Here is a 25,775-nt window from a genome sequence, read left to right as displayed (position 1 = left end):
GAATCCTACAAGGACTGAGCGGCCCGGTTCGCGCGCACCATGTCGGCGAAGAGCCGGTGCACGCGGTGGTCGCCGGTCAGTTCCGGGTGGAACGAGGTGGCCAGCGCGTTGCCCTGGCGGACGGCGACGATGTGGCCGTCGTGCTCGGCGAGCACCTCGGCGGCGGCGCCCACGGACTCGACCCAGGGGGCGCGGATGAAGACGCCCTCCACGGGATCGCCGTCGACGCCGCGGACGTCGACGGCGGCCTCGAAGGACTCGTTCTGCCGCCCGAAGGCGTTGCGGCGCACGATCATGTCGATGCCGCCGACCGTCTCCTGCCCGGAGCGGGGGTCGAGGATCTTGTCGGCCAGCATGATCATGCCGGCGCAGGTGCCGTAGACGGGCATGCCGTCCCGCACACGCGCGCGGAGGGGCTCCATGACGCCGAAGAGGACGGCGAGCTTGGAGATGGTGGTGGACTCGCCGCCGGGGACGACCAGGCCGTCCACCTCGGCGAGTTCTTCGGGGCGCCTCACCGGCCTGGCCACGGCGTCGGCCACGGCCAGGGCGACGAGGTGCTCCCGTACGTCGCCCTGGAGGGCCAGGACGCCGATGACGGGGGTGTCACTCATGGATCGCGCGCCTTACCAGCCGCGGTTGGCGTAGCGCTCGGTCTCGGGGAGGGTGTCGCAGTTGATGCCGACCATGGCCTCGCCGAGGTTGCGGGACGCGTCCGCGATGATCTTCGGGTCGTCGTAGAAGGTGGTCGCCTTCACGATGGCGGCGGCGCGCTTGGCCGGGTCGCCGGACTTGAAGATGCCGGAGCCGACGAAGACGCCCTCGGCGCCGAGCTGGCGCATGAGCGCGGCGTCGGCCGGGGTGGCGACACCACCGGCGGAGAAGAGGACGACCGGCAGCTTGCCCAGCTCGGAGACCTCCTTGACCAGCTCGTAGGGGGCGCGCAGCTCCTTGGCGGCGGCGTACAGCTCGTTGTTGTCGTAGCCGCGCAGGCGGGCGATCTCGTTCTTGATCTGGCGCAGGTGGCGGACGGCCTCGACGACGTTGCCGGTGCCGGCCTCGCCCTTGGAGCGGATCATCGCGGCGCCCTCGGCGATCCGGCGCAGGGCCTCGCCCAGGTTGGTCGCGCCGCAGACGAAGGGGGTGGTGAAGGCGAACTTGTCGCTGTGGTTGACCTCGTCGGCCGGGGTAAGGACCTCGGACTCGTCGATGTAGTCGACGCCGAGGGACTGGAGGACCTGGGCCTCGACGAAGTGGCCGATGCGGGACTTGGCCATCACGGGGATGGAGACGGCGCCGATGATGCCCTCGATCATGTCCGGGTCGGACATCCGGGCCACGCCGCCGTCCTTGCGGATGTCGGCGGGGACGCGCTCCAGGGCCATGACGGCCACGGCGCCCGCGTCCTCGGCGATCTTCGCCTGCTCCGGCGTGACGACGTCCATGATGACACCGCCCTTGAGCTGCTCGGCCATGCCGCGCTTCACGCGGGCGGTGCCGGTCTCGGGTGCCTGGTTTTCGGGGAGCGTGCTGGACACGGGTACCTCGCTGAGGAGAAGAGGGGGTTTGTGCAGCAACGAGGAAACGCGAGGCGAGCAGGCCACAGCAAGGGCCAATGAGTAGCCGGTGGATCGTTTTCGCCCCCCTCCGCCCCCCCTGGCGTTACGCCGCCCGCTCCACCAGGGCGGCCGGCGACTCGTCGTCCATCTCGAAGGCGAGCGGGAAGGGCGCGTGCCCGGCGAGGCGGAACCAGCGGACCTTGCGGTGCTCGCGCAGTCTGCGGGCGGCTCCCACCGCGTCGTTGTGGAAGCGCCGGGCCATCGGCACCCGCCGTACGGCCTCGGCGAGTTCGTGGGCCGCCGCCTCTCCCCCGGGCGCCTCGCGCAGGGCGTCCACCTGGTGCGCGTCGGCGAAGACGGCGCGCAGGGCCTGGCTCAGCTCGCTCTCGGCGACCTCCCGCAGCTCCTCCTCGGCCTGCCGGGCGGCGTGTGCGGCCTCGTAGAGGACCATGGAGGCGGCCGGGTCGAGCACGCCGGAGGTGGCGAGTTCCTGGGCCACGGACGCCCTGCGCAGCAACTGCGCGTCCAGGGCGGCACGGGCGGCGTCGATCCGGGCGTGCAGCCGGTCCAGGCGGCCCGCCGTCCAGCTGAGGTACAGGCCGACGGCGACGAGGACGACCAGGATCCAGATGAGGGTTGCGGTCACGGACCGCAACCCTATCGGTGGGCGGGACGGCCCCGGCGGGTCAGTCCCTCGCCAGGCCGAAGCGGGCCCGCAGGCCCGTTGCGCGGTCGTCCGTCGCGACGGCCGCCGCTCCGGCGGTGACCGTCTCGTAGACGGACAGGATGTCCGCGCCCACGGTGGACCAGTCGAAGCGCCGTACGTGGGCGCTGCCCCGCTCCGTCAGTGCGGCACGGCGCTCCGGGTCGGCCAGCAGGCGTACGGCCGCGTCGGCCAGGGCGTCGGCGTCCTCGTTGGGGAAGAGTTCACCGGCCGCCCCCTGGTCCAGGACCTGGGCGAAGGCGTCCAGGTCGGCGGCGAGGACGGGGGCGCCCGCCGACATGGCCTCGACGAGGATGATGCCGAAGCTCTCGCCGCCGGTGTTGGGCGCGACGTACAGGTCGACGCTGCGCAGGAAGCGGGCCTTGTCCTCGTCGCTGATCATGCCGAGGAACTCCACCCGGGACCGCAGTTCCTTCGGCAGGCTCTCGACCGCCTCCTCCTCGTCGCCCCGGCCGGCGACCAGGAGCCGGGTCTGCGGGCGGGCGGCGAGGATCTTGGGCAGCGCCCGCATGAGCACCGGCAGGCCCTTGCGGGGCTCGTCGATGCGCCCTATGAAGCCGATCGTGTCGCCCTGCCACTCGGGTTTGGGCTCCGCGTCGGCGAAGAAGTCGACGTCGACGCCGTTGGGGATGACGACCGCGTCGCCGCCCAGGTGCTCGACGAGCGTGCGGCGGGCGTACTCGCTCACGGCGATCCGGGCGCTGATCTTCTCCAGGGCGGCCTGGAGGATCGCGTACGCGGCGATCATCGCGCGGGAGCGGGGGTTGGAGGTGTGGAAGGTGGCCACGATCGGGCCCTGCGCCGCCCAGCAGGTCAGCAGGCCGAGCGAGGGCGAGGTCGGCTCGTGGATGTGGATGACGTCGAAGGCGCCCTCGTGCAGCCAGCGCCGGACCCGCGCCGCCGACAGGAAGCCGAAGTTCAGCCGGGCCACCGAGCCGTTGTACGGCACCGGCACCGCGCGGCCCGCGGAGACGACGTACGGGGGCAGCGGGGTGTCGTCGTCGGCCGGGGCGAGGACGGACACCTCGTGGCCGAGCCGGATGAAGTACTCGGCGAGGTCCCGGATGTGGAACTGGACGCCGCCCGGCACGTCCCAGGAGTACGGGCAGACGATGCCGATCCTCACTGGGCGCCCCGCTCGCGAGCCCCCGGCGCCTTGGCCGGGTCGAGATCCTTGAGCCACAAGCGCTGGAGCATGTGCCAGTCCTCCGGGTGGTCGGCGATCCCCGTGGCGAAGGCGTCGGCCAGCGCCTGTGTCATGACAGACGTCTTTTCGGCCCGGGTGCCTGACTCGGGCACCTCGACCGGCGGGTGGACGCGGCCCTGCATCACGGGCGAGTCGTCGTACCAGAGGGTCACCGGCAGCAGCAGCGCGCCCGTCTGCTGGGCGAGCAGGGCGGGGCCGGCCGGCATCCTGGCGGTCTCGCCGAAGAACTCGACCTCCACGCCGGAGGCGGACAGGTCGCGGTCGGCGACCAGGCAGACCAGGCCGCCGTCGCGCAGCCGCCGGGCCAGCGTGCCGAAGGCGGTACCGCCGCTGTGCGGCAGGACCTCCATGCCGAGGCCCTCGCGGTAGGCGACGAAACGGTCGTAGAGGGTCTCCGGCTTGAGGCGCTCGGCGACGGTGGTGAACGGGATGCCGAGCTTCGTGGTGACCCAGGCGCCCGCGAGGTCCCAGTTGGCCAGGTGCGGCAGGGCGAGTATCACGCCCTTGCCGGCGTCCATGCCGTCGGTGAGGTGGTGCAGGTCCTTGGGGGCGAAGCCGCCCTTGATCCGCTCGGTGCTCCACGCGGGGAGCCGGAAGGACTCCATCCAGTAACGCAGGTACGAGCGCATGCCCGCGCGCGAGAGGGCGGCGAGCCGCTCGGGGCTCGCGCCGGGCACCACGCGCGCGTAGTTGCTCTCGAGGCGGCGCACTCCCGTGCCGCGCTGCTTCCACGCGACGTCGGCGATGGTGCGGCCGAGGCGCACGGCGGCGGGTTCGGGGAGCTTCTTCACGGTGCCCCAGCCGGCGCCGTACAGACCGTCGGTCAGCCGGTCCCGAGCGCTCACTTGGCCGCCTCGGTGCCCTGGCTGTCCTGCGCGGCGGCGTCCGCCTCCGCGGCCTCCCGGCGGACCGTGACGACCCGCTGGACCAGCGTGACGAGGCTGCCGACGGCGACGATCCACAGGGCGACCGGCAGCAGGTACTGGATGCCGGGGACGCCGAACTTGTGCAGCCCGGCGAATCCGGCGGCGACCAGGGAGATGACGAGACGCTCGGCGCGTTCGACCAGTCCGTTGACGGCCACCGGCAGGCCGATCGCCTCGCCGCGCGCCTTGGTGTACGACACCACCTGCCCACTGGCGAGGCAGAAGATCGACACGGCGCACAGCACGTTGTCGTCGCCGCCGCCCGCGTACCACAGGGCGAGGCCGCCGAAGATCGCGCCGTCGGCGACCCGGTCGAGGGTGGAGTCCAGGAACGCGCCCCAGCGGCTGGAGCGGCCCAGCTGGCGGGCCATGTTGCCGTCGACGAGGTCGGAGAAGACGAAGAGCGTGATCACCACCGTGCCCCAGAAGAACTCACCCATGGGGTAGAAGACCAGCGCACCCGCGACCACACCGGCGGTGCCGATCAGCGTGACCGTGTCCGGGCTGACGCCCCGGCGGATGAGAAACGCGGCGAACGGTGTGAGGACACGCGTAAAAAATGCACGCGCGTACTTGTTCAGCATGGCCTTCCCGACGGTCGGTGTGCGCCGCGGCCCTTGCTGGCCACCGGCTGGCCCATCGTAGTCACGCGCGCGCGTGGGCGGTGGCCGGGCACCCGGAGCCGTGGGCGAGCGGCCGGTGGGCGCCGGGATCGGGTCCTTCGTATGGACGCGGCGTGACGGGAGTGGAAAGCTCGAAGGACCGCGGGCGTCGCCGGAGCCGCCAGTGCACGCGGTCCCGCGTGTCCGCGCCCCCAGCGACCTCACCGTGCACGGGAGGCAAGGACATGGGCGACAAGGCACACACCCATACCGGAGCCGCCGGAAGGGCAACGGCGGCCGACCACCCCACATCCGTGAGGAACGTGGTGCTGGTCGGCCACTCCGGCTCGGGCAAGACGACTCTGGTGGAAGCTCTCGCGCTGACGGCGGGAGCGGTGAACCGGGCGGGCCGCGTGGAGGACGGCGGCTGCGTCTCGGACTACGACGACATGGAGCACCGCCAGCGGCGCTCCGTACAGCTCTCCCTGGTGCCGGTCGAATGGGACGGCATCAAGATCAACCTCCTGGACACTCCCGGGTACGCCGACTTCGTCGGTGAGCTGAGGGCCGGTCTGCGCGCGGCGGACGCGGCCCTCTTCGTCGTCTCGGCCTCCGACGGCGTGGACGGCGCGACCCGCATGGTCTGGGAGGAGTGCGCCGCCGTCGGCATGCCGCGCGCCATCGTGATCACACACCTGGAGGCCGCCCGCGCGGACTTCGAGGAGATGACGCGGATCTGCGCGGAGGCCTTCGGCGGCGACGACCCCGACGCCGTACTGCCGCTGTACCTCCCGCTGCACGGCCCGCCCGCCCCCGACGGACACGCGCCCGTGACGGGGCTCGTCGGGCTGCTGTCGCGAAAGCTGTTCGACTACGCGTCCGGCGAGCGCGTGGCGTCGGAGCCGGGCGAGGCGGAGCTGCCGCAACTCGACGAGGCCCGCTCCCTGCTCATCGAGGGGATCATCTCGGAGAGCGAGGACGAGACCCTCATGGAGCGCTATCTGGGCGGCGAGCAGGTCGACGTCAAGACGCTCGTCGAGGATCTGGAACGCGCCGTCGCACGCGGGGTGTTCTTCCCCGTGCTGGCCGCCGCCCCCGCCGCCGACGGCGCCCGTCAGGGGCTGGGCACGGTCGAGCTGCTGGAACTGATCACGCGCGGCTTCCCGACGCCCCTGGAGCGCGCGGCACCCCGGGTCACCACGCCCGAGGGCGCCGGGCGCGAACTGCGGATGTGCGACCCGGAGGAGTCGCTGGTCGCGGAGGTCGTCAAGACGTCCTCGGACCCGTACGTCGGCCGGATCTCGATGGTCCGCGTCTTCTCCGGCACCCTGCGCGCCGACCAGACGGTGCACGTGTCCGGGCACGGGATGACCGACCGCGGGCACGAGGACCACGACGTCGACGAGCGGATCGGCGCCCTGTCGACGCCGTTCGGCAAGCAGCAGCGGCCGGTCCCGCACGTGATCGCGGGCGACCTCGCCTGCGTGGCCAAGCTGACCCGCGCGGAGACCGGGGACACGCTCTCGGCCAAGGACGACCCGCTGCTCATGGCCCCCTGGGAGATGCCCGACCCGCTGCTGCCGCTCGCCATCGAGGCGCACAGCAAACCCGACGAGGACAAGCTCTCCCAGGGGCTGGCCCGGCTGGTCGCCGAGGACCCGACGATGCGCCTGGAGCACAACCAGGACACCCACCAGGTGGTCCTGTGGTGCCTGGGCGAGGCCCACGCCGACGTGGCCCTGGAACGGCTGCGCAGCCGCTACGGCGTGCAGGTCGACGTCGTACCCCACCGGGTCGCCCTGCGCGAGACCTTCGGCGGCCGGGCCGCCGGGCGCGGGCGGCACGTGAAGCAGTCCGGCGGGCACGGGCAGTACGCCATCTGCGAGATCGAGGTGGAGCCGCTGCCGGGCGGCTCGGGCATCGAGTTCGTGGACAAGGTGGTCGGCGGCGCCGTGCCCCGGCAGTTCATCCCGTCCGTCGAGAAGGGCGTACGCGCGCAGGCCGCCAAGGGCGTCGCCGCGGGCCACCCGCTGATCGACGTGCGGATCACGCTGCTCGACGGCAAGGCGCACTCGGTGGACTCCTCCGACGCCGCGTTCCAGACCGCGGGCGCGCTGGCGCTCAGGGAGGCCGCGGCCGCGGCGAGGATCCACCTGCTGGAGCCGGTCGCCGGGGTGGGCGTGCTGGTCGGCGACGACTACGTGGGCACCGTGATGAGCGACCTGTCCGGGCGGCGCGGCAAGGTGCTCGGCACCGAGCAGACCAGCGGCGGCCGGACCCTGATCAGGGCCGAGGTGCCCGAGATCGAGATCGGCCGCTACGCCGTGGACCTGCGCTCCCTCTCGCACGGCACCGCCCGCTTCGACCGCCGCTACGCCCGGCACGAGCCGATGCCGGCGCAGGTCGCGGACCGGCTGCGCGAGGAGGTGCGGGTGGCCTCCTGACCGAGCCCGGCCCTCCGGTTCGCGGCCCGCCCGCACCGGAGGGCCAGGCTCCGCGCGTCGGCGTCCCCGGCACCGCGCACAACGGCGCGCCCGGCGGTCGACCCGCGCGCGTGGGGGCGCCTTTGGCGGTCCCGTGACGCACGACGGTGCCGACGGATACGCTGATGACCAGATCAACAGGTGTGCGGGGCAGGGAAGTCGGGAAGGCCGCAGGAGCGACAGTGGTGGCGATCGGGGGCGGGAATGACCGTTGACGGCGGTTACGCGGATTTCTTCGGACCGCAGGTGCCGCGCACGGACGACGGCGGCCAGACGGCCACCTTCGCGCTGGCCTCGGCCGCCTACCGCGACAGCGAGGCCGACGAGATACTCAAGGCCAACAGCGAGTGGCACAAGTCGGCCGTGAGCAAGCCCCGGATCAAGCTGTTCCGGCCCAATCTCGGCGAGGCGTACTCCCGGGCGATCATCGACCGGATGCTGGGTCCCAAGCGGGCCCCGCTCATCCAGTCCTTCGGCACCCAGCCGCAGGTCGTCGTGGAGCACAGCCTCGCGGCGCACCGCATACGCAGGGACCGGGACAACTGGCTCAGTGCGGTGATGGTGCTGTGCGGGCTGCTCTTCCTGCCCGGGCTGCTGATCTGGCTGCTCGTCTTCCAGATCCGCACCACCGTCGCCCGGCGCGAGGACAAGCGGGCCGGCGCGCTCGCCACCGCGCTGCTCCTCGCCATGGCGGTCCTCGCCGTGCTCTTCCTGCTCAAGATGCCCTTCAGCGGCTTCTGGGCCTGGTACGCACGCGCCTGCGTCGTCGCCCCGGTGATCGGCTGGTTCTGGGCCAAGCGGATCTGCGAGCGCACGGCGCGGGACCTCCGGGAGCGCTGGAGCGGTCTCCTGTCCGGTGCCGGCGTGGGCGCCAAGGTGCCCGAGGCGGTGCCGAGCAGCCCCGGCGAGACGGCGGCCGAGGAACTGCGGCAGTCCCTGGCCCGGCTCAGCGCCGAGCAGCAGTCCAACTCCGTCTTCTACGCCGGTCCCAAGGGCATCCTCGGCATGGGCACCCGCTGGGGCAACTGGCAGCTCGCCGAGGAACTGGTCCCCGTCGACCCGGACCGGGAGATCAACCCGTTCCGCAGCTGGGACGTCGTCAAGGCCGTCCACGACCGGCTGCGCATGCTGGAGCGCGGCCCGCTGCACACCGGCGGCTTCCCCAAACCGACGGTGCGGCACTGGATCGTGACCCCGATCGGTGAGAACGCCGACTCGGTCTCCCGGCCCGAGGGCACGGACGTCGAGGCGTACCAGGTCAAGCAGCACGCGATACAGGAGATCTGCGACAAGCAGCAGTTCGGCGCGGGCGACCGGCACTACCTGGGCGTGCAGTGGACCCTGTGGGACGGCCAGTTGGTCATCTCCATGCTGATCACGGTGACGGTGCTGCACGAGACGCTGCGCATCGAGGTCACCGGGCACGCCCTGGGGCCGGTGCACTCCCTGTTCACCAGCAAGCCCGCGGCCAAGGAGAAGACGGTCCAGAAGTCCGTCAGGTTCTGGGAGACCCGCACGGTGAAGCTCCCGCTGGTCGACACCGACGAGGTGGTGCGGCTGGCCGCGCGGGCCCCGCTGACCTGGTACCCCCCGCTGCTGTACTGGCTGGGCGGCAAGCTCACGCTGCCCGAGCCCTTCGGCGTCAGGCACGCCTGGGCGGACCGGCCGTGGCGGCACCGCTTCATGGCCGACGACGCGCTGCGCGCGGCCACGCCGGTGCTGCGGGCGGTGCACTCGGCGGCGATCAAGGTGCTGAAGGAGAACGGCGTGGACACGGAGAAGTTCGGTGCCCGCGCGGGCGGCCTGAGCGGAGCGGTGCAGGAGGCGACGCCGAAGAAGGCGGACGTCTACGACGCGTAGGCCTCCGGCGGTCGGGCGGGGGTGTGGGAGTGGGCGTCCCCGGGGGCTGCCGCCCCCAGACCCCCGCCTCGGCCTGGACGGCCTCGTCCTCAAACGCCGGACGGGCTGATTGGTCCACCCCTCGGCCGAGCGCTAAGCCGTCGGCCAGGCCTCCGCCAGCATCTTGCGGGTGTCCCCCAGCAGTTGCGGCAGCACCTTCGTGTGGCCCACCACCGGCATGAAGTTCGTGTCGCCGCCCCAGCGGGGCACGACGTGCTGGTGGAGGTGGGCGGCGATGCCCGCGCCGGCCACCGTGCCCTGGTTCATGCCGATGTTGAAGCCGTGGGCGCCGGACGCGGTGCGCAGCGCCGTCATCGCCTGCTTGGTCAGCTCGGCCAGCTCCGCGGTCTCCACGGTGTTCAGCTCGGTGTAGTCGGCGACGTGGCGGTAGGGCACGGTCATCAGGTGGCCGCCGTTGTACGGGTACAGGTTGAGCACCGCGTACACGTGCTCCCCGCGCCGGACGATCAGGCCGTCCTCGTCGGACTTGGCCGGGATCGAGCAGAAGGGGCAGCCGTCGTCGGCGCCCGGGCCGCTCGGCTTGTTCTCGCCCTGGATGTAGGCCATCCGGTGGGGCGTCCACAGACGCTGGAACGCGTCCTGCGTCCCCACTCCCAGCTGCTGCTCCGGCTCACTCGTCATGCGTGCAGCATATGGCGTCGCCCAGGGCGACCGGGAAAGGCCCCCGGGATCTCCCGGGGGCCCGTCACACGCAGTCGAACCCGGCGATCAGACCTGCGCCCGCTCCTCGACGACCTTGGCGATCTTCGCGATGGCCTCGTCGACGGGGATGCCGTTCTCCTGGGAGCCGTCGCGGTAGCGGAAGGAGACCGCGCCGTTCGCCATGTCCTCGTCGCCCGCGATGACCATGAAGGGCACCTTCTGCTTCTGGGCGTTGCGGATCTTCTTCTGCATCCGGTCGGAGGACGAGTCGACCTCGACGCGCAGGCCCTGCCTCTTGGCGTCCGCGGCGAACTTCTCCAGGTACTCGATGTGCGCGTCGCCGATCGGGATGCCCACGGCCTGCACCGGGGCGAGCCACGCCGGGAAGGCGCCCGCGTAGTGCTCGAGGAGCACCGCGAAGAAGCGCTCGATGGAGCCGAACAGCGCGCGGTGGATCATGACCGGGCGGGTCTTGGTGCCGTCCGCGGCCGTGTACTCCAGGTCGAAGCGCTCCGGCAGGTTGAAGTCGAGCTGGATGGTCGACATCTGCCAGGTGCGGCCGATGGCGTCCTTGGCCTGGACGGAGATCTTCGGGCCGTAGAAGGCGGCGCCGCCGGGGTCCGCCACGAGCTCCAGGTTCTGCTTCTCGGCGACCTGGCGCAGCGTCTCGGTGGCCTCTTCCCAGGCCTCGTCGGAGCCGACGAACTTCTCCGGGTCCTTGGTGGACAGCTCCAGGTAGAAGTCGTTCAGGCCGTAGTCGCGCAGCAGGTTCAGGACGAAGGTGAGGGTCTTGTCCAGCTCCTCCGACATCTGCTCGCGGGTGCAGTAGATGTGCGCGTCGTCCTGGGTGAAGCCGCGGGCCCGGGTCAGGCCGTGCACGACGCCCGACTTCTCGTACCGGTACACGGTGCCGAACTCGAACAGGCGCAGGGGCAGCTCACGGTAGGAACGGCCGCGCGCGTCGAAGATCAGGTTGTGCATCGGGCAGTTCATGGGCTTGAGGTAGTAGTCCACGCCCTCGTCGAGCTGCATGGGCGGGTACATGCCGTCCGCGTACCAGTCCAGGTGGCCCGAGGTCTCGAAGAGCTTCCCCTTGGTCGCGTGCGGGGTGTAGACGAACTCGTAGCCCTCCTCCTCGTGGCGGCGCCGCGAGTAGTCCTCCATGACCCGGCGGATGATGCCGCCCTTGGGGTGGAAGACGGCGAGGCCGGAGCCGATCTGCTCCGGGATGGAGAACAGGTCCAGCTCGTTGCCGAGCTTGCGGTGGTCGCGCTTCTCGGCCTCGGCGAGGAACTCCAGGTGCGCCTTCAGCTCGTCCTTGGTGGGCCAGGCGGTGCCGTAGATGCGCTGGAGCATCGGGTTCTTCTCGCTGCCGCGCCAGTAGGCGGCGGCGTTGCGCATGAGCTTGAACGCCGGGATGTTGCGGGTGGTGGGCAGGTGCGGGCCCCGGCAGAGGTCCTTCCAGCACAGGTCGCCGGTCTTGGCGTCGAGGTTGTCGTAGATCGTCAGCTCGCCGGCGCCGACCTCGACGTCCGCGCCGTCGTCGTGCGAGGCGGAGCCCTTGAGACCGATCAGCTCCAGCTTGTACGGCTCGTCGGCGAGCTCGGTGCGGGCCTCGTCGTCGGTGACCACGCGACGGGAGAACTTCTGCCCCCGCTTCTGGATCTCCTGCATCTTCTTCTCGATGGCCTTGAGGTCATCGGGGTGGAAGGGCTTCTCGACGTCGAAGTCGTAGTAGAAACCGTCCTTGACCGGCGGGCCGATGCCCAGCTTGGCCTCGGGGAACAGCTCCTGCACGGCCTGCGCCATGACGTGCGCGGTGGAGTGGCGCAGGATGTTGAGACCGTCCTCGGAGGAGATCTCGACGCCTTCGACGGTCTCGCCGTCCTGTACCGCGTGGGCGAGGTCCTTGAGCTCGCCGGAGACGCGGGCGGCGATGATCGAGCGCTCGCCGGCGAAGAGCTCGGCGGCCGTAGTGCCCGTCGTCACCACGCGTTCTTCCCGCTCGGAATCCCGCTGGATGATCACACGGACGTCTGACACCGGTCTCTCCTGACTGAAGGTGGGGCCGCGGCGCCATACCGGAGCGCACGCATGGGGGCGATCGTACCGACCCCGGGCCGCCCACCGCGAAATCAGTCCCCGCAGTCCCCTCCGTCGCCGCAGGTCTCCTCGAGGAACGCCGCGACCTCCACGTGTTCCTGGACGGCCTTCAGCAGCCGGTCCCGCTCCGCGTCGTCGACCTGTACGGGGGTGATCTCGCAGGCGCCGGTGAGCCGGCGGAACCCGCCCCGGCTCTCCAGTCGCCCGAGCACCCGTACCGGCAGCCCGACGAGGTGGGCGTGCCCGGCGATCCGGTAGCCCTCCTCGTCCAGCGCGACGCGCACGTGCGGCACCTCGGCCCCGGCCAGCACCCGCAGCCGTACGGTGCCCGTGCCGCGTGGTCCGGGCCGGCGCATGCGGACGACGGTGCCGGTGATGCGCACCGGCACGGAGGGCTCCGCGCGCAGGTAACGGGCGGCGGCCTCGCGCAGGGCGGGCAGGTCGCCGGGGGTGAACTCGACGGGTTCGGCGAGGGCTCCGCAGCCCTCGGGTACGCCCGCGGCCGGCGCCCAGCCGACGGCGATCCGGGCGCCCTCGCTGCCCCGGACCAGGGCGACGAGCGACTCGGCCAGTTCGTGGCTGACGCCGGCGGCGACGGCCGCGTCGAAGGCCTCCATGCCGCCGGTGGCCCGCCGGTAGTCGACGGCCTCACGGGCGGCGTACAGGGCCTGGTGGAGGCGTACGGCGAGGGGACGGCCGGTGCCGACCGGCAGGAACGCCGTGAGCAGGCGGCCGCCGGGGGCGGGGCCCACCAGGACGTTCTCCAGGGCCGCGCCGGCGGCTCGCCGGTGCCGGGCGCCGTAGTAGCCGGCACGCGCGCGCGTGGCGAGTGCTCCGGCGAGCAGCATCCGGCGGGCGGCGGAGCGCAGCCGCTCCTCCGCGGTCCAGGACGCGCTGTCTCCGGGCCCTGCCGGGATGTCGCGTTCCCAGCGGATCTCGTCGCTGGGGACGGCGAGGGAGAGCAGGATCTGGCGGGCGGCGGGCGTGCCGCTGCGGGACAGGGCGAGCAGCGCCTCGGCGAGCAGGTCGTCGCTGTCGGGGAAGGCACGGCTGGCGGGCACCAGGAGGCTGGTGGCGCCGGCCGCCGGGCCGGGCGGGGTCCAGCGCCCGTAGCGGCCGGGGGCGCCGCCGCGGCGCCGCCAGCCGTGCCGGTGGAGCAGAGCGGTCAGCACGGCCGGGTCGACGGTGCCGGACTCGGGCGGGCGGCCGTCCCCGAGGGTGTCGTCGAGGGCGTCGGCCGGGTGCGGCCGTACCGGCCGCAGGGGTCCGACGGACCACGGGGGTTCGCCGGCCGGGCGGTGCGTCATGGTCTTCCTCCCGTCCCGACCCGCGTCATGATCTCGCACAGCGCCCGGTCGTCGAAGATCCGCGCGGTCGGTATCCGCACGGTGGTGCGCCGCCGTCCGGTGACGGGGTGTCCGGCGAGGTTGGTCCAGTAGCAGCAGTGCCTGAGGTCGAGCCGGTCGTGGCCGGCGCGCAGCCACTGGTCCCGGGACCGGGGGACGATCATCACGACCAGGATCTTGTGCACCGACACCGGGGTGCGGGCGAGTTTCGCCAGGTGGTCGTTGTCCAGGGTGAAGGAGAAGAAGCGGCCCGCCGGGTGGGGCGGGAGCTGGTACGTCGCCTTGAGCTGCACCTTGATGGTGACCTCGTCGTCGACGGTGTGGCCGGGGGCACTGTGGCTGACGTGCCAGTCGATGCCGTTGTCCGGGAAGGGCTGGGAGAGCGAGCAGCCCGCCGCGGCGGCGACGGCGTGGAGGTAGCCGACCTGCAAGGTCTCCATGCAGGCGGTGGTGGCGAGTGAGCCGCGTGAGGGCGCCGTGCGCTCCGGAAGCAGCCCGCCCCGTTCGGGCTGCGCGATGGCCATGACCAACAGCCTTCCAGAACTGGTGAATCCCCGCTGCGGGTCTGTGAACTGCAAAGACCCGTACTCCTGTTGTGTCCTTCCGGCGTACGTCGCAAACAGCCCGGGTATCACCGAACCGGGACAAGGGACGGCGCGTCAGCTGCCGCGCTCGGACGAGGAGTTGAGTGCCCTATGACGAGCTGGTTCGAGGGGCCGCTGGCCGCCTTCGACACGGAGACCACGGGTGTGGACATCGAGACCGACCGGATCGTGTCGGCGGCCCTCGTCGTCCAGGACGCGCCGGGACTGCGGCCGCGGGTGACCCGGTGGCTGGTGAACCCGGGCGTACCGGTGCCGGAGGCGGCGACGGCGGTGCACGGGCTGACCCAGGAGCATGTGGAGCGTCACGGCCGGTGGCCGGCGCCGGTGATGTACGAGATAGCGGAGGCGCTGACCGAGCAGGCCCGCGCCGGGCGGCCGCTCGTGGTGATGAACGCGCCGTTCGACCTGACCCTGCTGGACCGGGAGTTGCGCCGGCACCGCGCCTCGTCGCTGGGCCGCTGGCTGGAGCGGACGTCGCTGCACGTGCTGGACCCGCGGGTGCTGGACAAGCAGCTGGACCGCTACCGCAAGGGGCGTCGTACCCTCACGGATCTGTGCGCGCACTACTGCGTGGAGCTGGAGGGCGCGCACGACGCGGCGGCCGACGCCCAGGCGGCACTGGAGGTCGTACGGGCGGTGGGGCGCCGCTTCCAGGCCCGCCTCGAACGCCTCTCCCCCGCCGAACTGCACACGTTGCAGGCGGTGTGGCACGCGGGACAGGCACGTGGGTTGCAGGCGTGGTTCGCGCTCAACGGCAGCGAGGAGGCGGTGGACCCGGCCTGGCCCCTGCGACCGGACCTGCCGGCGGCGGCGTGAACCTTCGTTCCCGGCCCGCGTGAACGCCGGGGCGGGGGTGTGGGTGGCGGAGCCCCCACTACGCGCGGCGAAGCCGCGCAGAAACGACGAAGCGACGTGGTCCGCGTAGTCTGCGGACACACGTCGCTGTCGTGAGAGTGGGCGATACTGGGTTCGAACCAGTGACCTCTTCGGTGTGAACGAAGCGCTCTCCCACTGAGCTAATCGCCCGGGAACGGACTGAACAATACAGGGCGCTCCGCGATTACATCAAACCGCTTGCCGGCCGTCTGCCAGGTGGGCGGCGAGGCCCCGCCGTCCGGCCCGCATCATGAGGCGGTGGTTGGCCCGGAACAGCGGTCGCCCGGGCACGGCGAGGCGGCGCAGCAGCGGCTTGCCGACGACGACCTCCTGGTCGTAGCGGACGACGGTGCCGGAGCCGCGCACGGCGACCGTCCAGCGTGCCCAGCCCTCCATGTCGCCGCTCATCGCGACCTCCAGCACCCCTGCGGCGGGGTCCCGCCGCCCCTCCCGCACGGTCGTCCTCAGGTCGTACGGGAGGAGGGAGCGGACCCGGATGACGCCGGTGGTGTCGTCGATTCGGGTGACCTCGCGGACCTGGTGCCACCAGCGGGGGTAGTCCTCGATCCGTTCCAGGGCGCGGTAGACGTCCGGGGCGGGCGCGGGCAGCGGCCACAGGCTGCGGAAGCGGTAATGGTTCCAGTCCACCCGTGCAGTGTGCCCGCGCCCGCGTCCCACGCGGGTCCGCTACGGCATCCTGTCCCCCAGGAGTGCGAGGTTCTCGATGGCGGCGAGGCCGTAGAGGGCGGTGTCGTTGGTGGACACCCAGCTCGCCTCGCTGCCCGGGACCAGGGCGGCGGGGCCGGTCAGCTTCTCCGTCCTCCAGGGCGCCGACTCCTTGTAGCCGTCGGAGTCGTAGAACTTCTGCCACGCGCGCGTGGCGAGCTTCTCGTCGCCGGTCCGTACGGCCGCGTACGCGTCGAGGCGGGAATGGCCCTGGAAGAGGATGAGGCTGCCGAAGTTGGATCCGTAGCGCTCGGCCTGTTCGGTCTTGCTCGCGTTGAAGTAGCGGCAGTAGTCGTAGTACGCCTCCTCGAACTTCGGCATGTCGACGAGGTCGATGAGTTCGGCGCACAGTTCGTTCAGGCCGAAGACGGCGGACAGGTGGGAGACTTCGACCTTCGGGGCGTCGGCGACGGCGAACCTCCCGGTGTCGAGGTCGTACAGGCCGCTGCCCTGGACGAAGCCGTTGGGCTGGGCGGCGATGGTCTCCATGGTGGACAGGACGCGGTCCCTGGCCTTCTCCCACTGCGGGCCCTTGCGTTCCCACTCGGTGAGCCAGGCCGAGACGAGGCCGCTCCAGTCGGTGCCGAAGCCGATCGAGAGGGCGTTGCGGTCGGGGGTGTAGGGCTCGGTGCGGATCTTGCGGAGCGGGTCGAGGGCGAGGAAGGTCTCGTCGGAGTCGACGTTGGCGCGCATGAGGTCGCCGACGCGTTCGTCGGCGGTGAGGAAGTAGTAGAAGCGCCGGTAGGTGGTGTTGGCGATGCGCTGCTGCTTGGCGCTGTCGGCGTAGTGCTGGACGCCGTGCCGGGTGCCGAGGCCGGCCCATTCGCCCAGGTGGTAGACGTCGACCTCGCCGGTGTGCCGGGTCATGGCCTCGGCGAAGCGGAAGATGTCGGCGCGGCCGGAGCGCAGGTAGGCGTACCAGAGCCAGAGGTCCGGGGAGAGCTCGGAGTTGTCCCAGGCGTAGCCCCCGATGTCGTACCGCCAGGTGTGCCGGGCGGCGTCGTAGGTGTGCATGATGTCGCCGTAGTCCCAGAAGCCGTACCAACGACGCTGCTCCACCTGGTCCTTGTAGTAGGTGAAGAGGAAGTCGAGGTGGTCCTCGATCTTCTCCTTGGCGGGTGTGGAGCGGTCGGGCTCGGAGTAGAGGCCGGGGCCGAAGACCTTGGCCTTGATGAGCTGCTTGGGCGGGGCGGCGAGCTGCGGCAGGACGCGCACGGCCTCGATCTGTCCGGCGAGCTTCTCCGCGCTCGGGGTGGCGGCGTTGGCCCAGAAGAGCAGTTCCGAGGTGCGGGCGATGCCGTAGGGGGTGCCGAACCCCGGTTCGTAGTCCTCGTAGGTGATGTTGAGGCCCTCGAGCTGTTCGGGGAAGGTGTCCTGACCCATGCCGTCGTGGTAGAAGCGCAGGTCCATGGGCTGGGCCTCGGGCGACCAGAGCCAGAGGGTGACCTCGGCCTCGTCGGTCTGGGCGTCGCGGATGTCGAGCTGGGCGGGGTGCTTCTCCCAGAAGTCGCGCAGCCCGAAGGAGAGGCCGCCGCTCACGCCGCCGACGTAGCCGAAGCCGGAGGCGCGCCGGCCACCACCCGCGCCGATCCAGCCGTGGCCCTTCTTGGTGCGCTTGCGCAGGGAGAAGCCGTCGGCGGAGAGCTGGGAGAGGGTGTAGTCGCCCCACTCGGGGATGTACTTCAGGCGGGTGGTGACCCGCTGGTCCCAGGTGGCGGGGTCGGGCAGCCGCTCCCCCGCGAACTGCGCCGCCTGCACGGCCGCGCCGGGGTCGCGGCGCAGGCCGGTGATGCCCTTGACGGCCTCGCGCAGCAGGCCGGTGCCCTCGCCGCCGATGCGGATGTGCCGGTCGTATGACTCGTCGCGCATCGGGACGGTGAAGCGGACACCGAGGCCGCGGACGAAGTCGCCGCTCGCCTTGCCGGGCTCCTGCTTCCCGTCGAACGTGATGGTGTGCACCATGCGGAAGGAGTCGGCGCCCGCGTAGAAGTACAGGCGGATGGAGAACGGCAGCCAGCCGCGGTGTCCCTTGCGGTGCTTGCCGTCGATGCGGACGACGGCGCGGACCGGGCCGTCCTGCTCGACCTCCACCTCGTCGATGGCGCCGTCGAAGCGCTCGTACTTCACGGTGCCCTGGTCGCCGTCCTCGATCTCGGGCTGGCGCAGCAGGACGAGACGGCCGTTCTTCGCGATCTCGGTGGAGCCTCTGGTGACCGACTTGATCAGGGTCGATCCGGATGTGCCGATTCTCGCGGTGATGACACCGGTCGATATGTCGATGGTGCCGCCATGCCGGTCGACGGTGACCTTCTTGGCGGGAGCGGCGGGGGTGCCGGCGGCCAGGGTGAGCGTGCCGTTTCCGGAACCGACGGCGTGGGCGGTCCACTTGAGGGAGCCGTCGGGCCAGTACGCGAGCGGCCAGGACTGCACGGGGACGGGCGTGCCGTCCGCGTCCGCGACGGCGAACGGCTGGTCCTCCCGGAAGGTGCCCCTCGGCCAGGGGACGCCGACGGTGGAGCCGGGGGCGGCGCCGAGGCCGCCGTCCTCGAGCCAGGTGAGGGGGACGGGACTGTCGTCGGCGACCGGTGCGGCGGCGGGCGCGGCCTGGGCGCTCTTCGTGCCGAGCGCCCAGCTGAACTGCGCGGCGGCGCCGGCGACGGCGGCCGCCTTGAGGAGGGACCTGCGGGGGATGGGGGACATGGCCTTTCCTTTCCGTGCAGGGTGCAAGGGTGTCAAGGGCATGACAGGTGGAGGTGCGGCGCCGGGGCGCCGACCTCGGGTACGGAGGGGCGGCCGCTCCGGCACGGGCCGCCCCGGGATCAGCGGCGCCGGTGGCGCTCCTCGACCGCCACGGCCGCCGCGGCGACGGCGCCCAGGACGGTGACGGCCAGCGGTGCGCTGAACCAGGCGGAGCAGACCACGACGGCCAGCCCGCCGACGAGGAGGAAGGAACCGGCGGGGTCGAGCACGGTGCGCCGGCCCGCCCGCGCGAGCAGCGACCGCCAGGAGGCGCCGGGGTGCCAGTCCGCCGCCGCGCGCAGTCCCGCGACGGCCGCGCCGATGAGGGCGAGGACGCCGACGACGCCGACCAGCGGGCCGCCGGGCAGGCCGTCCCGCACGGCCCGTACGTCGATCCAGACGACCGCCAGGGCGGCCCACCCGGCGACCCCGACAAGCCAGCCGTGCCGCACCGCCGCCCGGAAGTCGGCGGCGAACTCCCGCCAGCCACCGCTCTCGTGGGCCAGCCGGCGCCCGAGGTGCCGCGCGCCGGCCGCGAAGGCGGCGGGGTAGGTGACCAGCCCCAGCGCCGCCACCGCGATCCACACGCCGGTGAGCAGGCACTCGGCGAACAGCGCGAAGCCCTGGGCGAACCGGGACTCCCCCGGCTCCGTACGGGCCTCGGCACGCGCTTCGGTCATCGGAACCCCACCTCAGCCCTTCAGGCCGGACGTCGCCATGCCGTCGATCAGATAGCGCTGGAAGGCCAGGAAGAAGGCGAGGACCGGCAGCAGGGCGACCAGCGACATGGCGATCATGCCGCCGTAGTTCGCCAGGCCCTCCTGGTCCACGAACATCTTCAGACCGAGGGAGATCGTGTACTTGCCGGGCTCGTTGAGGTAGATCAGCGGGCCCATGAAGTCGTTCCAGGAGTTGATGAAGGTGAAGATCGCGCTGGTGATCAGCGCCGGCCGGCACAGCGGCAGCACGATCGACCAGTAGATCCGCAGGTGCCCGCAGCCGTCGAGGCGGGCGGCCTCGTCCAGTTCCCTGGGCAGGTTGCGCATGAACTGCACCATCAGGAAGACGAAGAACGCCTCGGTGGCCAGGTACTTCCCCAGCAGGAGGGGGGTGTACGTGTTGATCATGTCCAGGTTGCGGAAGAGCACGTACTGCGGGATCAGCAGCACGTGGTACGGCAGCAGCAGGGTGCCGATCATCAGCGTGAACAGCAGGTTGCGGCCGGCGAACCTGATCTTCGCGAAGGCGTAGGCCGTCAGCGAGCAGGACACCACGATCCCGATCACCGAGCCGACGGCGAGGAAGAGCGAGTTGACGAAGAACGTGGAGATCGAGATGTCCGCGATGCCGTCGGCGAGGCTCGTGTAGTTGTCCGTGATCGGGTCGCCCGGGAAGAGGTCGAGGCTGCCGACGATGTCGCCGCTCTCCTTGAAGGAGCCGCCGATCACCCAGAGCACCGGGTAGAGGATGACGGCGAGGATCGCCAGCGACCCGAGGTGCCAGGCGAGCGACCCGGGCATCCTGCGCCGGAGCGCGGCCGCCCTGGTGGACCGGGGCGGTGGGGCGCCGGTGGCCGGTGTGACGTCGGTGGCCTGCGCGCTCATCGGCCGCCCTCCTCGTAGTGCACCCAACGCTTCTGGGACCAGAACAGCACCGCGGTGACCAGGGCGACCGCGACCAGCAGCATCCACGCCATGGCGGAGGCCAGGCCCATGCGGCTGTTCTCGAAGCCCTGGACGTACAGGTAGCAGGTGTAGACCATCGTGCCGTCCGCGGGACCGCAGGCGTTGCCTCCGGCGCCGCCGCCGACGATGTAGGCCGAGCTGAAGATCTGGAAGGAGTGGATGGTCTCCAGCAGGACGTTGAAGAAGAGGACCGGGGAGATCATCGGCAGGGTGATGTTCCAGAACTGCCGCAGCTTCCCCGCGCCGTCCACGTCGGCCGCCTCGTACAGCTCGCGCGGCACCTGTTTGAGACCGGCCAGGAAGATGACCATCGGGGCGCCGAACTGCCAGACGGTCAGCGCCACCAGGCTGTAGATGATCAGCTCCGGGTCGCCGGTCCAGCCGCCGGCGTCGATGCCGAAGAGCTGCTGGGTGCGGTCGACGACCGCGTCGTCCGAGAAGATCGCCTTCCACACGATGGCGACGGACACGCTCGCGCCGATCAGGGACGGCGCGTAGAAGGCGGCCCGGTAGAAGGCCTGCCCGCGCCGCTTCTGGGCCAGCAGCAGCGCGACGCCGAGCGCCGCGAGCAGCTTGACCGGCGTACCGACGACGACGTACCAGAGCGTGATCCGGACCGAGTGGCGCCAGCGCGGGTCGCCGAACATCTCGGAGAAGTTGTCCAGGCCGATCCACCTGGGGGCGTCGAACAGGTTGTAGTCGGTGAACGCGAAGTAGAGCGAGGCGGCCATCGGGCCCGCGGTCAGCAGCAGGAACCCGGCGATCCAGGGGGACATGAAGAGGTATCCGGCCAGGTTCTCCCGGCGGCCGCGCCGCTTCAGCCCGTCGGGGCGCGGGGACTTCACCGGGCCGTGCCGCGGCTCGGGGTCCGCCCGGCCCTCCAGCGCGGGGGCGTGTGTCACGGCGCTCCCCATCAGCCGGCGAGAGCCGTCTTCGACTCGGTGAAGAACTGCTCGACGGCCTCTTCGACGGACCGCGAGCCGAGCGCCATCTCCTCGGCGATGCGCAGGAACGCGGCCTCGCAGATGTCGGCGCCGTTCGGGTGCGGGGTGATCTGCTCCAGGACACCGGCCTCGACGAGCGACTCCTCGTAGGCGGCGATGGCCTTGTTGACCGGGTCGGTCGGCCGGTAGGCGTCGTACTGCGCCTGGGTGGTGGGGACACCGCGGTCGTAGCCCATGATCTTGGCGACCTCGGGGTCGTGCACCATGAAGTCGATGAACTGGGCGACTTCCTTGGGGTGCTCGGTGCGCTTGTAGCCGCTGAGCATCAGCGAGCCGAGGTACTGGCCGGTCCGCTTGCCGTCCGTGGTCGGGATGGGCGCGAGTCCGTACTCGCTCTTGCCCTCGGAGGTGTAGCGGACGGTGAAGTTGTCCCAGGTGAACTCGCTGCCGGCGAGTTCCGCGGAGAGGGCCGACTTGGGCTTGATCTGGGCGACCTTCTTGGCGTCGGCGAACAGGCCGGACTGCACGCCCTTCTCCGCCTTGGTCCACCAGGTGGTCAGATCGGCCTCGGTGAAGCCGAGTCCGTCCTCGGTGAAGAAGGCCTTGCCGTTCTGGCGGAGGTACAGGTCGTAGAGGTACATGACGCCGTACATGCCGCTGTCCCCGGCGCGGCCGGTCTTGTCGCGGACCTTCGTCATCGCCTCGTCGAAGTCGTCCCACGTCCAGCCCTGTTCGGGCTTGACACTGGCCCGGGTGTAGACGGGCTTGTCGATGACCAGGGCCATCGAGTTGGAACCGACGGGCACGCCCAGGAGTTTGCCGTCGATCTCGCCGAACTTCTCCAGGCCCGCACGGAATCCCTCCATGGAGAGGTTTCCCGCCTCGACCTGCCCGCTCAGATCGAGCAGAACATTCTTGGCGTCGTATTTGCGGAGAAATCCAATGGCATTCTGGAAGACGTCCGGTGGATTGCCTCCGGAGGCCTGGGTGTTGAACTTCTTCCAGAAGTCGGTGTACGGCTGGAAGTCGGTCTTGACCTTGATCTTCGGATACTTCTTCTCGAAGAGCGCGATGGTCTTGTTGATGCGCTCGGCCCGGTCCTCGGCCCCCCACCAGGAGTAACGGATCGTCACCGTTCCGTCCCCGGAGCCGCCGCCGCACGCGGTGGCCGTGGCCCCGAGTCCGGCGACGGCCAGCGAGGCCCCCGCCGCCTTGAGGATCGTGCGCCTTCCGGCCTGCCGCTCCGCATTCCCGCCCTGATGCATACGAGCCTCCCCGCGACGTCGCTTCCGCCTCATGAATCGTTTCAAGTAAGCGCTTGCTGGCACAAGGTACGGAGGGCCCGGGGGTGCGTCAATGATTCGGACAGGAATTGATGGACGGGGGTCGCCGGCGGCCCGGCGCACCTCTCCGGAAATGCCGTCCGGCGCCCCGGAGAACCCACAGGTCGGCGCGGCGCGACCGACCGGCCGAACAGCCGCGGGGCCGCGGAGGACCGCGACGCCGAAGGTCACGGTTGGGTGAAGGCGGGCGGAAGCGGAATGCCCGGGCACCTGGACGCGGCACACACGAAGGCGGCCCGGCTCACGATCGTGAGCCGGGCCGCCTGATGATCCGGTGGGCGATACTGGGTTCGAACCAGTGACCTCTTCGGTGTGAACGAAGCGCTCTCCCACTGAGCTAATCGCCCGGACGCAGGAAGAACATTACCCCATGTCAGAGGCGCCCGTGACCAACGGTGGCCGCCGACGGCGCACCCCTGCGGACGATCACTGGTCCTTGATGTTCCAGGGCATCTCGAGGCCGAACTTCCAGAGGTAGATCCCGGCCAGCGCGGCGATGATCACCACACCGATCGAGGTCAGGATGATGTTGCGGCGCCGCACCTTCGGATCGAGGGCACGCTGCGCCGCCTCGGTGACCTTGCGCTTGGTCCAGCGCAGCACCAGCTGGGCCCAGACGAACTCGGTCGCCCAGATCGCCATGCCGCCGAAGATCACGACCCAGCCCGGTCCGGGCAGCACCAGCATGGCGACACCGGCCGCCACGACCGCCAGGCCGACGATGAAGACGCCGACCTGCCAGCTCAAGTGCAGCACACGGCGCGCCTTGACGAAATCCGGCGCCCGCGAACCCAGCGCCCGCGCAGCCGTGGCCTCGTCCGTCCCCGTACGGTCTTCCGCCACGGCTGTCTCGCCGCGCTTGTCACTCCCCGTGTTCATACGGCCAAACACTACCGGAGCGAAACCTGTCACCGGAATGGGCGCACGACCCGAACGATCTCTCGGCCGGAAGAGTTACGTAAACACACGCAAAACACTCAGAGGGGTTTACAACGGCACCGTAGGTGGCATGTCGATTTCGCCGACGTGCGAATCCCCGAGCGCACACTGAGCGAAAGGCCCTGGCGCTTATGAACACCACGGTCAGCTGCGAGCTGCACCTGCGCCTCGTTGTGTCGAGCGAGTCCTCCCTGCCTGTCCCCGCAGGCCTGCGGTACGACACGGCCGACCCCTACGCCGTGCACGCCACCTTCCACACCGGAGCCGAGGAGACCGTCGAGTGGGTGTTCGCCCGCGACCTCCTCGCCGAAGGCCTCCACCGTCCCACCGGGACCGGCGACGTCCGTGTCTGGCCGTCGCGCAGTCACGGCCAGGGCGTCGTGTGCATCGCTCTCAGCTCCCCGGAGGGCGAAGCACTGCTCGAGGCCCCCGCGCGGGCTCTGGAGTCCTTCCTGAAGCGCACAGACGCCGCCGTGCCCCCCGGCACGGAACACCGGCACTTCGATCTCGATCAGGAGCTCTCGCACATCCTGGCGGAAAGCTAGGGCGGGGCCCCGCGTGAAGCCGCCCGTCGCCGTCGACTCGGGGTGACGGCACGGGCCCGGACAACCGCATACGGCACACACCGGCGTCGTCGCCGCGGATCTCCGCGGGGGCGGCGCCGCCGTGTGCGCGGCGCCGGGAACGAAGGCGGGCCGGCCCCCGTTGACGGGACAGGGCACAACCGGGACCGGATCGCGGCCGCTCCGCCCGCCACGCGAGCCACTACCATCGGCCAGCATCGGCGGGCGCCCGCCCGACCCCCAGGCCAGGGAGCAAAACGTGCTGATCACCCACGACACCCGGTGCGCGCTCGACACCGTGGTGGATCTGGTGAACACCGTGCCGGAGGACGAATCGGCTCCGGACGGGCTGCCGGACATCGCAGCCCTCCAGGAATTCGTGGGAACACACGAAATCAGCGACGTAGGGGTGCTCTCGGAACTCGACCTCTCGGCGGTGCGCAGGATCCGCGGCCGGTTCGCGGCGGTCTTCGCCGCCCCCGACGCACGCACCGCGGCGGGACTGATCAACGACCTGGTCGCGGCCGCCGGCACCACGCCCCGGCTCACCGACCACGACGGCTACGACTGGCACATCCACTACTTCGCGCCCGGCGCCTCGGTCGCGGACCACCTGACCGCCGACTGCGGGATGGCGCTGGCGTTCTTCGTGGTCGCCGGGGAGCAGGAGCGGCTGCGGCGCTGCGAGGCGCCCGACTGCCGGCGCGCCTTCGTCGACCTGTCCCGGAACCGGTCGCGGCGGTACTGCGACAGCCGCACCTGTGGAAATCGCTTGCACGTGGCCGCCTACCGGGCCCGGCGCAAGGAGGCGGCGGGCTGACGCCGTCCTTCTGGGCCCCGAGTGGCGGCGGATGTCGCGGGGGGAGCGACGCGGCCCCCGGCGGGTGACGCCGGGGAGCGCGAGTACGGCTCACAGCAACAGCAGATCGTGCAACGAAGCCATGAGCAGCAGACACCCGATCACCGCAAGGAAGATCATGAGCGGTGGCTGGGAAAGGGCGAAGAGGCAGCCGCGTGGTTCGTCCTTCGTCCGCGCGGTTTCGCTCTGTCTCGTGTCCAGCTGGGAGTCCAGCTGAGTGGTGTCCGGCATCTCGCCGCGATGATGACGCAGCAGGTGATGTCTTCGCGATCAACACGCTCGTTGAGACCGGGAGTTCGTTGAATGTCGCGATGTCCGGTCGGATCGTGATCATTCCGGAGCGCACGCTGTCGGCCTCGGACCGCTGTGCCGCCTCAGCCCCCGGCGCCGGCCTCCGTGATCCGGCCGCCCGGTGTCATATCCCGTGCTTCTTGAGGATGGCCTCGATGTCGCTGAAGTCGTCGTCCCCGCCCCGGGACGCCTTCGCCGGGCGGGGCGCGGGCTCGGCGGCCGGGCGGGCGCCCGGTCCGAGGGACGGCGCGGACGCTTCCGGAGCGACCGCGTCGCGCCGTGCGGCGGCCCGGGCCTCCTTGCGCTCCTTGCGGGCGCCGCCTCGGCGGCGCTCCACGGCACGGGTGGTCATGAAGAGCACCCAGGCCACGCCCAGCACTCCGAAGCCGGCCCAGGCCACCGGGCTGAAGGCCGTGTCGGCCAGCCACTCGACGACTCCGGTCATCACCAGGCCGATCGGCACCAGCGAGTAGGCCGCGATGCGGGCGGCGGTGAGGAAACGCCTGCGGTACGCGGTGACCGCCGCGATGCCCAGGCCCGCCGCGGACACCGCGGAGCAGACGGTCTCGGCAATCATCCGGTCCTCCAGGCTGGGCTCGGTCGGGCATGAGTACTTCGTCCCTTCCATCCTGCACCGTCCGCCCACCGTGAGGCCATGCCGGGGGCCGGAGATCAGGGTGATCTAGGGGTCGG

24 protein-coding genes and 2 tRNA genes are annotated in these 25,775 nt (G+C 71.1%); 5 read left to right on the top strand and 21 right to left on the bottom strand.

Annotation, left to right across the window (positions count from 1 at the left end; translation table 11 throughout):
• Nucleotides 1-5: 5 nt before the first annotated feature.
• From pdxT to pgsA, 6 genes are all read right to left on the bottom strand, one after another.
• Nucleotides 6-614, bottom strand: coding sequence for a pyridoxal 5'-phosphate synthase glutaminase subunit PdxT (gene pdxT, locus OHA99_RS30585; protein ID WP_153180726.1), 609 nt, complete (start codon nucleotides 612-614; stop codon nucleotides 6-8).
• A gap of 12 nt (nucleotides 615-626) precedes the next feature.
• Nucleotides 627-1,538 (bottom strand): pyridoxal 5'-phosphate synthase lyase subunit PdxS, encoded by a 912-nt coding sequence (pdxS, locus tag OHA99_RS30580; protein WP_405698417.1) that lies wholly within the window; start codon nucleotides 1,536-1,538, stop codon nucleotides 627-629.
• Nucleotides 1,539-1,662: 124 nt separating this feature from the next.
• Nucleotides 1,663-2,205 (bottom strand): membrane protein, encoded by a 543-nt coding sequence (locus tag OHA99_RS30575; RefSeq protein ID WP_007447575.1) that lies wholly within the window; start codon nucleotides 2,203-2,205, stop codon nucleotides 1,663-1,665.
• Nucleotides 2,206-2,245: 40 nt separating this feature from the next.
• Nucleotides 2,246-3,409 carry a glycosyltransferase family 4 protein gene (locus OHA99_RS30570; RefSeq protein ID WP_153180724.1) on the bottom strand — a complete coding sequence of 388 codons (1,164 nt, stop codon included), beginning with the start codon at nucleotides 3,407-3,409 and terminating at the stop codon, nucleotides 2,246-2,248.
• Nucleotides 3,406-4,335 (bottom strand): phosphatidylinositol mannoside acyltransferase, encoded by a 930-nt coding sequence (locus tag OHA99_RS30565; RefSeq protein ID WP_405698416.1) that lies wholly within the window; start codon nucleotides 4,333-4,335, stop codon nucleotides 3,406-3,408. Before OHA99_RS30565 ends, OHA99_RS30570 begins: the two co-directional genes overlap by 4 nt.
• Nucleotides 4,332-5,000: a phosphatidylinositol phosphate synthase gene (gene pgsA / locus OHA99_RS30560; RefSeq protein WP_007447593.1), complete on the bottom strand. Its 669-nt coding sequence runs from the start codon at nucleotides 4,998-5,000 to the stop codon at nucleotides 4,332-4,334. Before pgsA ends, OHA99_RS30565 begins: the two co-directional genes overlap by 4 nt.
• 263 nt (nucleotides 5,001-5,263) lie before the next feature.
• On the opposite strand from pgsA, the gene OHA99_RS30555 reads away from it, so the two are divergent.
• Both OHA99_RS30555 and OHA99_RS30550 read left to right on the top strand, forming a co-directional pair.
• Nucleotides 5,264-7,462 (top strand): elongation factor G-like protein EF-G2, encoded by a 2,199-nt coding sequence (locus OHA99_RS30555; protein ID WP_405698415.1) that lies wholly within the window; start codon nucleotides 5,264-5,266, stop codon nucleotides 7,460-7,462.
• 243 nt (nucleotides 7,463-7,705) lie between these two features.
• Nucleotides 7,706-9,361 carry a hypothetical protein gene (locus tag OHA99_RS30550; protein WP_153180721.1) on the top strand — a complete coding sequence of 552 codons (1,656 nt, stop codon included), beginning with the start codon at nucleotides 7,706-7,708 and terminating at the stop codon, nucleotides 9,359-9,361.
• Nucleotides 9,362-9,493: 132 nt separating this feature from the next.
• On the opposite strand, the gene OHA99_RS30545 is transcribed toward OHA99_RS30550, so the two are convergent.
• From OHA99_RS30545 to OHA99_RS30530, 4 genes are all read right to left on the bottom strand, one after another.
• Nucleotides 9,494-10,042 (bottom strand): HIT domain-containing protein, encoded by a 549-nt coding sequence (locus OHA99_RS30545; protein ID WP_054103140.1) that lies wholly within the window; start codon nucleotides 10,040-10,042, stop codon nucleotides 9,494-9,496.
• Between the two features lie 87 nt (nucleotides 10,043-10,129).
• Nucleotides 10,130-12,106, bottom strand: a complete 1,977-nt coding sequence (thrS, locus tag OHA99_RS30540) for a threonine--tRNA ligase (protein WP_405698414.1) — start codon at nucleotides 12,104-12,106, stop codon at nucleotides 10,130-10,132.
• Between the two features lie 92 nt (nucleotides 12,107-12,198).
• Nucleotides 12,199-13,473, bottom strand: a complete 1,275-nt coding sequence (locus tag OHA99_RS30535) for a hypothetical protein (RefSeq protein ID WP_405698413.1) — start codon at nucleotides 13,471-13,473, stop codon at nucleotides 12,199-12,201.
• On the bottom strand, nucleotides 13,470-14,036 hold the full coding sequence (locus OHA99_RS30530) for a DUF4365 domain-containing protein (protein WP_054103143.1): 567 nt from the start codon (nucleotides 14,034-14,036) through the stop codon (nucleotides 13,470-13,472). The genes OHA99_RS30535 and OHA99_RS30530 overlap by 4 nt, the downstream gene beginning before the upstream one ends.
• A 171-nt stretch (nucleotides 14,037-14,207) precedes the next feature.
• Between OHA99_RS30530 and OHA99_RS30525 the strand changes: the two genes are divergently transcribed.
• Entirely contained in the window at nucleotides 14,208-14,933 is a 726-nt protein-coding gene (locus tag OHA99_RS30525) for a 3'-5' exonuclease (RefSeq protein ID WP_007447639.1), read from the top strand.
• A gap of 138 nt (nucleotides 14,934-15,071) precedes the next feature.
• On the opposite strand, the gene OHA99_RS30520 is transcribed toward OHA99_RS30525, so the two are convergent.
• From OHA99_RS30520 to OHA99_RS30480, 9 genes are all read right to left on the bottom strand, one after another.
• Nucleotides 15,072-15,143 (bottom strand) — tRNA-Val (locus tag OHA99_RS30520).
• A 39-nt stretch (nucleotides 15,144-15,182) separates the two neighbouring features.
• Entirely contained in the window at nucleotides 15,183-15,641 is a 459-nt protein-coding gene (locus OHA99_RS30515; RefSeq protein WP_153180719.1) for an SRPBCC family protein, read from the bottom strand.
• A 39-nt stretch (nucleotides 15,642-15,680) separates the two neighbouring features.
• Complete coding sequence (locus OHA99_RS30510) at nucleotides 15,681-18,419, bottom strand: Tat pathway signal sequence domain protein (RefSeq protein ID WP_405698412.1); 2,739 nt, start codon at nucleotides 18,417-18,419, stop codon at nucleotides 15,681-15,683.
• A 119-nt stretch (nucleotides 18,420-18,538) separates the two neighbouring features.
• A complete protein-coding gene (locus tag OHA99_RS30505) occupies nucleotides 18,539-19,138 on the bottom strand; it encodes a hypothetical protein (RefSeq protein WP_405698411.1) in 600 nt (199 codons plus the stop codon).
• A 12-nt stretch (nucleotides 19,139-19,150) separates the two neighbouring features.
• Nucleotides 19,151-20,062, bottom strand: a complete 912-nt coding sequence (locus OHA99_RS30500) for a carbohydrate ABC transporter permease (RefSeq protein ID WP_366473516.1) — start codon at nucleotides 20,060-20,062, stop codon at nucleotides 19,151-19,153.
• Nucleotides 20,059-21,057 carry a carbohydrate ABC transporter permease gene (locus OHA99_RS30495; RefSeq protein ID WP_194280159.1) on the bottom strand — a complete coding sequence of 333 codons (999 nt, stop codon included), beginning with the start codon at nucleotides 21,055-21,057 and terminating at the stop codon, nucleotides 20,059-20,061. The genes OHA99_RS30500 and OHA99_RS30495 overlap by 4 nt, the downstream gene beginning before the upstream one ends.
• Nucleotides 21,057-22,352, bottom strand: coding sequence for an ABC transporter substrate-binding protein (locus tag OHA99_RS30490; protein WP_405698410.1), 1,296 nt, complete (start codon nucleotides 22,350-22,352; stop codon nucleotides 21,057-21,059). Before OHA99_RS30490 ends, OHA99_RS30495 begins: the two co-directional genes overlap by 1 nt.
• Nucleotides 22,353-22,705: 353 nt before the next feature.
• Nucleotides 22,706-22,777: transfer RNA gene (locus OHA99_RS30485), tRNA-Val, on the bottom strand.
• A 79-nt stretch (nucleotides 22,778-22,856) separates the two neighbouring features.
• Nucleotides 22,857-23,309, bottom strand: coding sequence for a TIGR02611 family protein (locus OHA99_RS30480; protein ID WP_153180713.1), 453 nt, complete (start codon nucleotides 23,307-23,309; stop codon nucleotides 22,857-22,859).
• Between the two features lie 191 nt (nucleotides 23,310-23,500).
• Here OHA99_RS30480 and OHA99_RS30475 point away from each other — a divergent pair, with 191 nt between their 5' ends.
• On the top strand, nucleotides 23,501-23,914 hold the full coding sequence (locus OHA99_RS30475) for an SsgA family sporulation/cell division regulator (protein ID WP_004002642.1): 414 nt from the start codon (nucleotides 23,501-23,503) through the stop codon (nucleotides 23,912-23,914).
• A 277-nt stretch (nucleotides 23,915-24,191) separates the two neighbouring features.
• Nucleotides 24,192-24,752, top strand: coding sequence for a CGNR zinc finger domain-containing protein (locus tag OHA99_RS30470; protein WP_164385416.1), 561 nt, complete (start codon nucleotides 24,192-24,194; stop codon nucleotides 24,750-24,752).
• Between the two features lie 90 nt (nucleotides 24,753-24,842).
• Here the strand turns inward: OHA99_RS30470 and OHA99_RS30465 are convergent, their stop codons facing one another.
• On the bottom strand, nucleotides 24,843-25,022 hold the full coding sequence (locus OHA99_RS30465; RefSeq protein WP_007447613.1) for a hypothetical protein: 180 nt from the start codon (nucleotides 25,020-25,022) through the stop codon (nucleotides 24,843-24,845).
• A 184-nt stretch (nucleotides 25,023-25,206) separates the two neighbouring features.
• Nucleotides 25,207-25,659, bottom strand: a complete 453-nt coding sequence (locus tag OHA99_RS30460) for a hypothetical protein (RefSeq protein WP_153180711.1) — start codon at nucleotides 25,657-25,659, stop codon at nucleotides 25,207-25,209.
• Nucleotides 25,660-25,775: the final 116 nt, after the last annotated feature.

This window comes from Streptomyces coelicoflavus, from assembly GCF_045041415.1.
GTDB lineage: Bacteria > Actinomycetota > Actinomycetes > Streptomycetales > Streptomycetaceae > Streptomyces > Streptomyces coelicoflavus.
The sequence above is the reverse complement of the archived record's forward strand: the minus strand, read 5'-3'. Positions and strand labels throughout refer to the sequence as shown.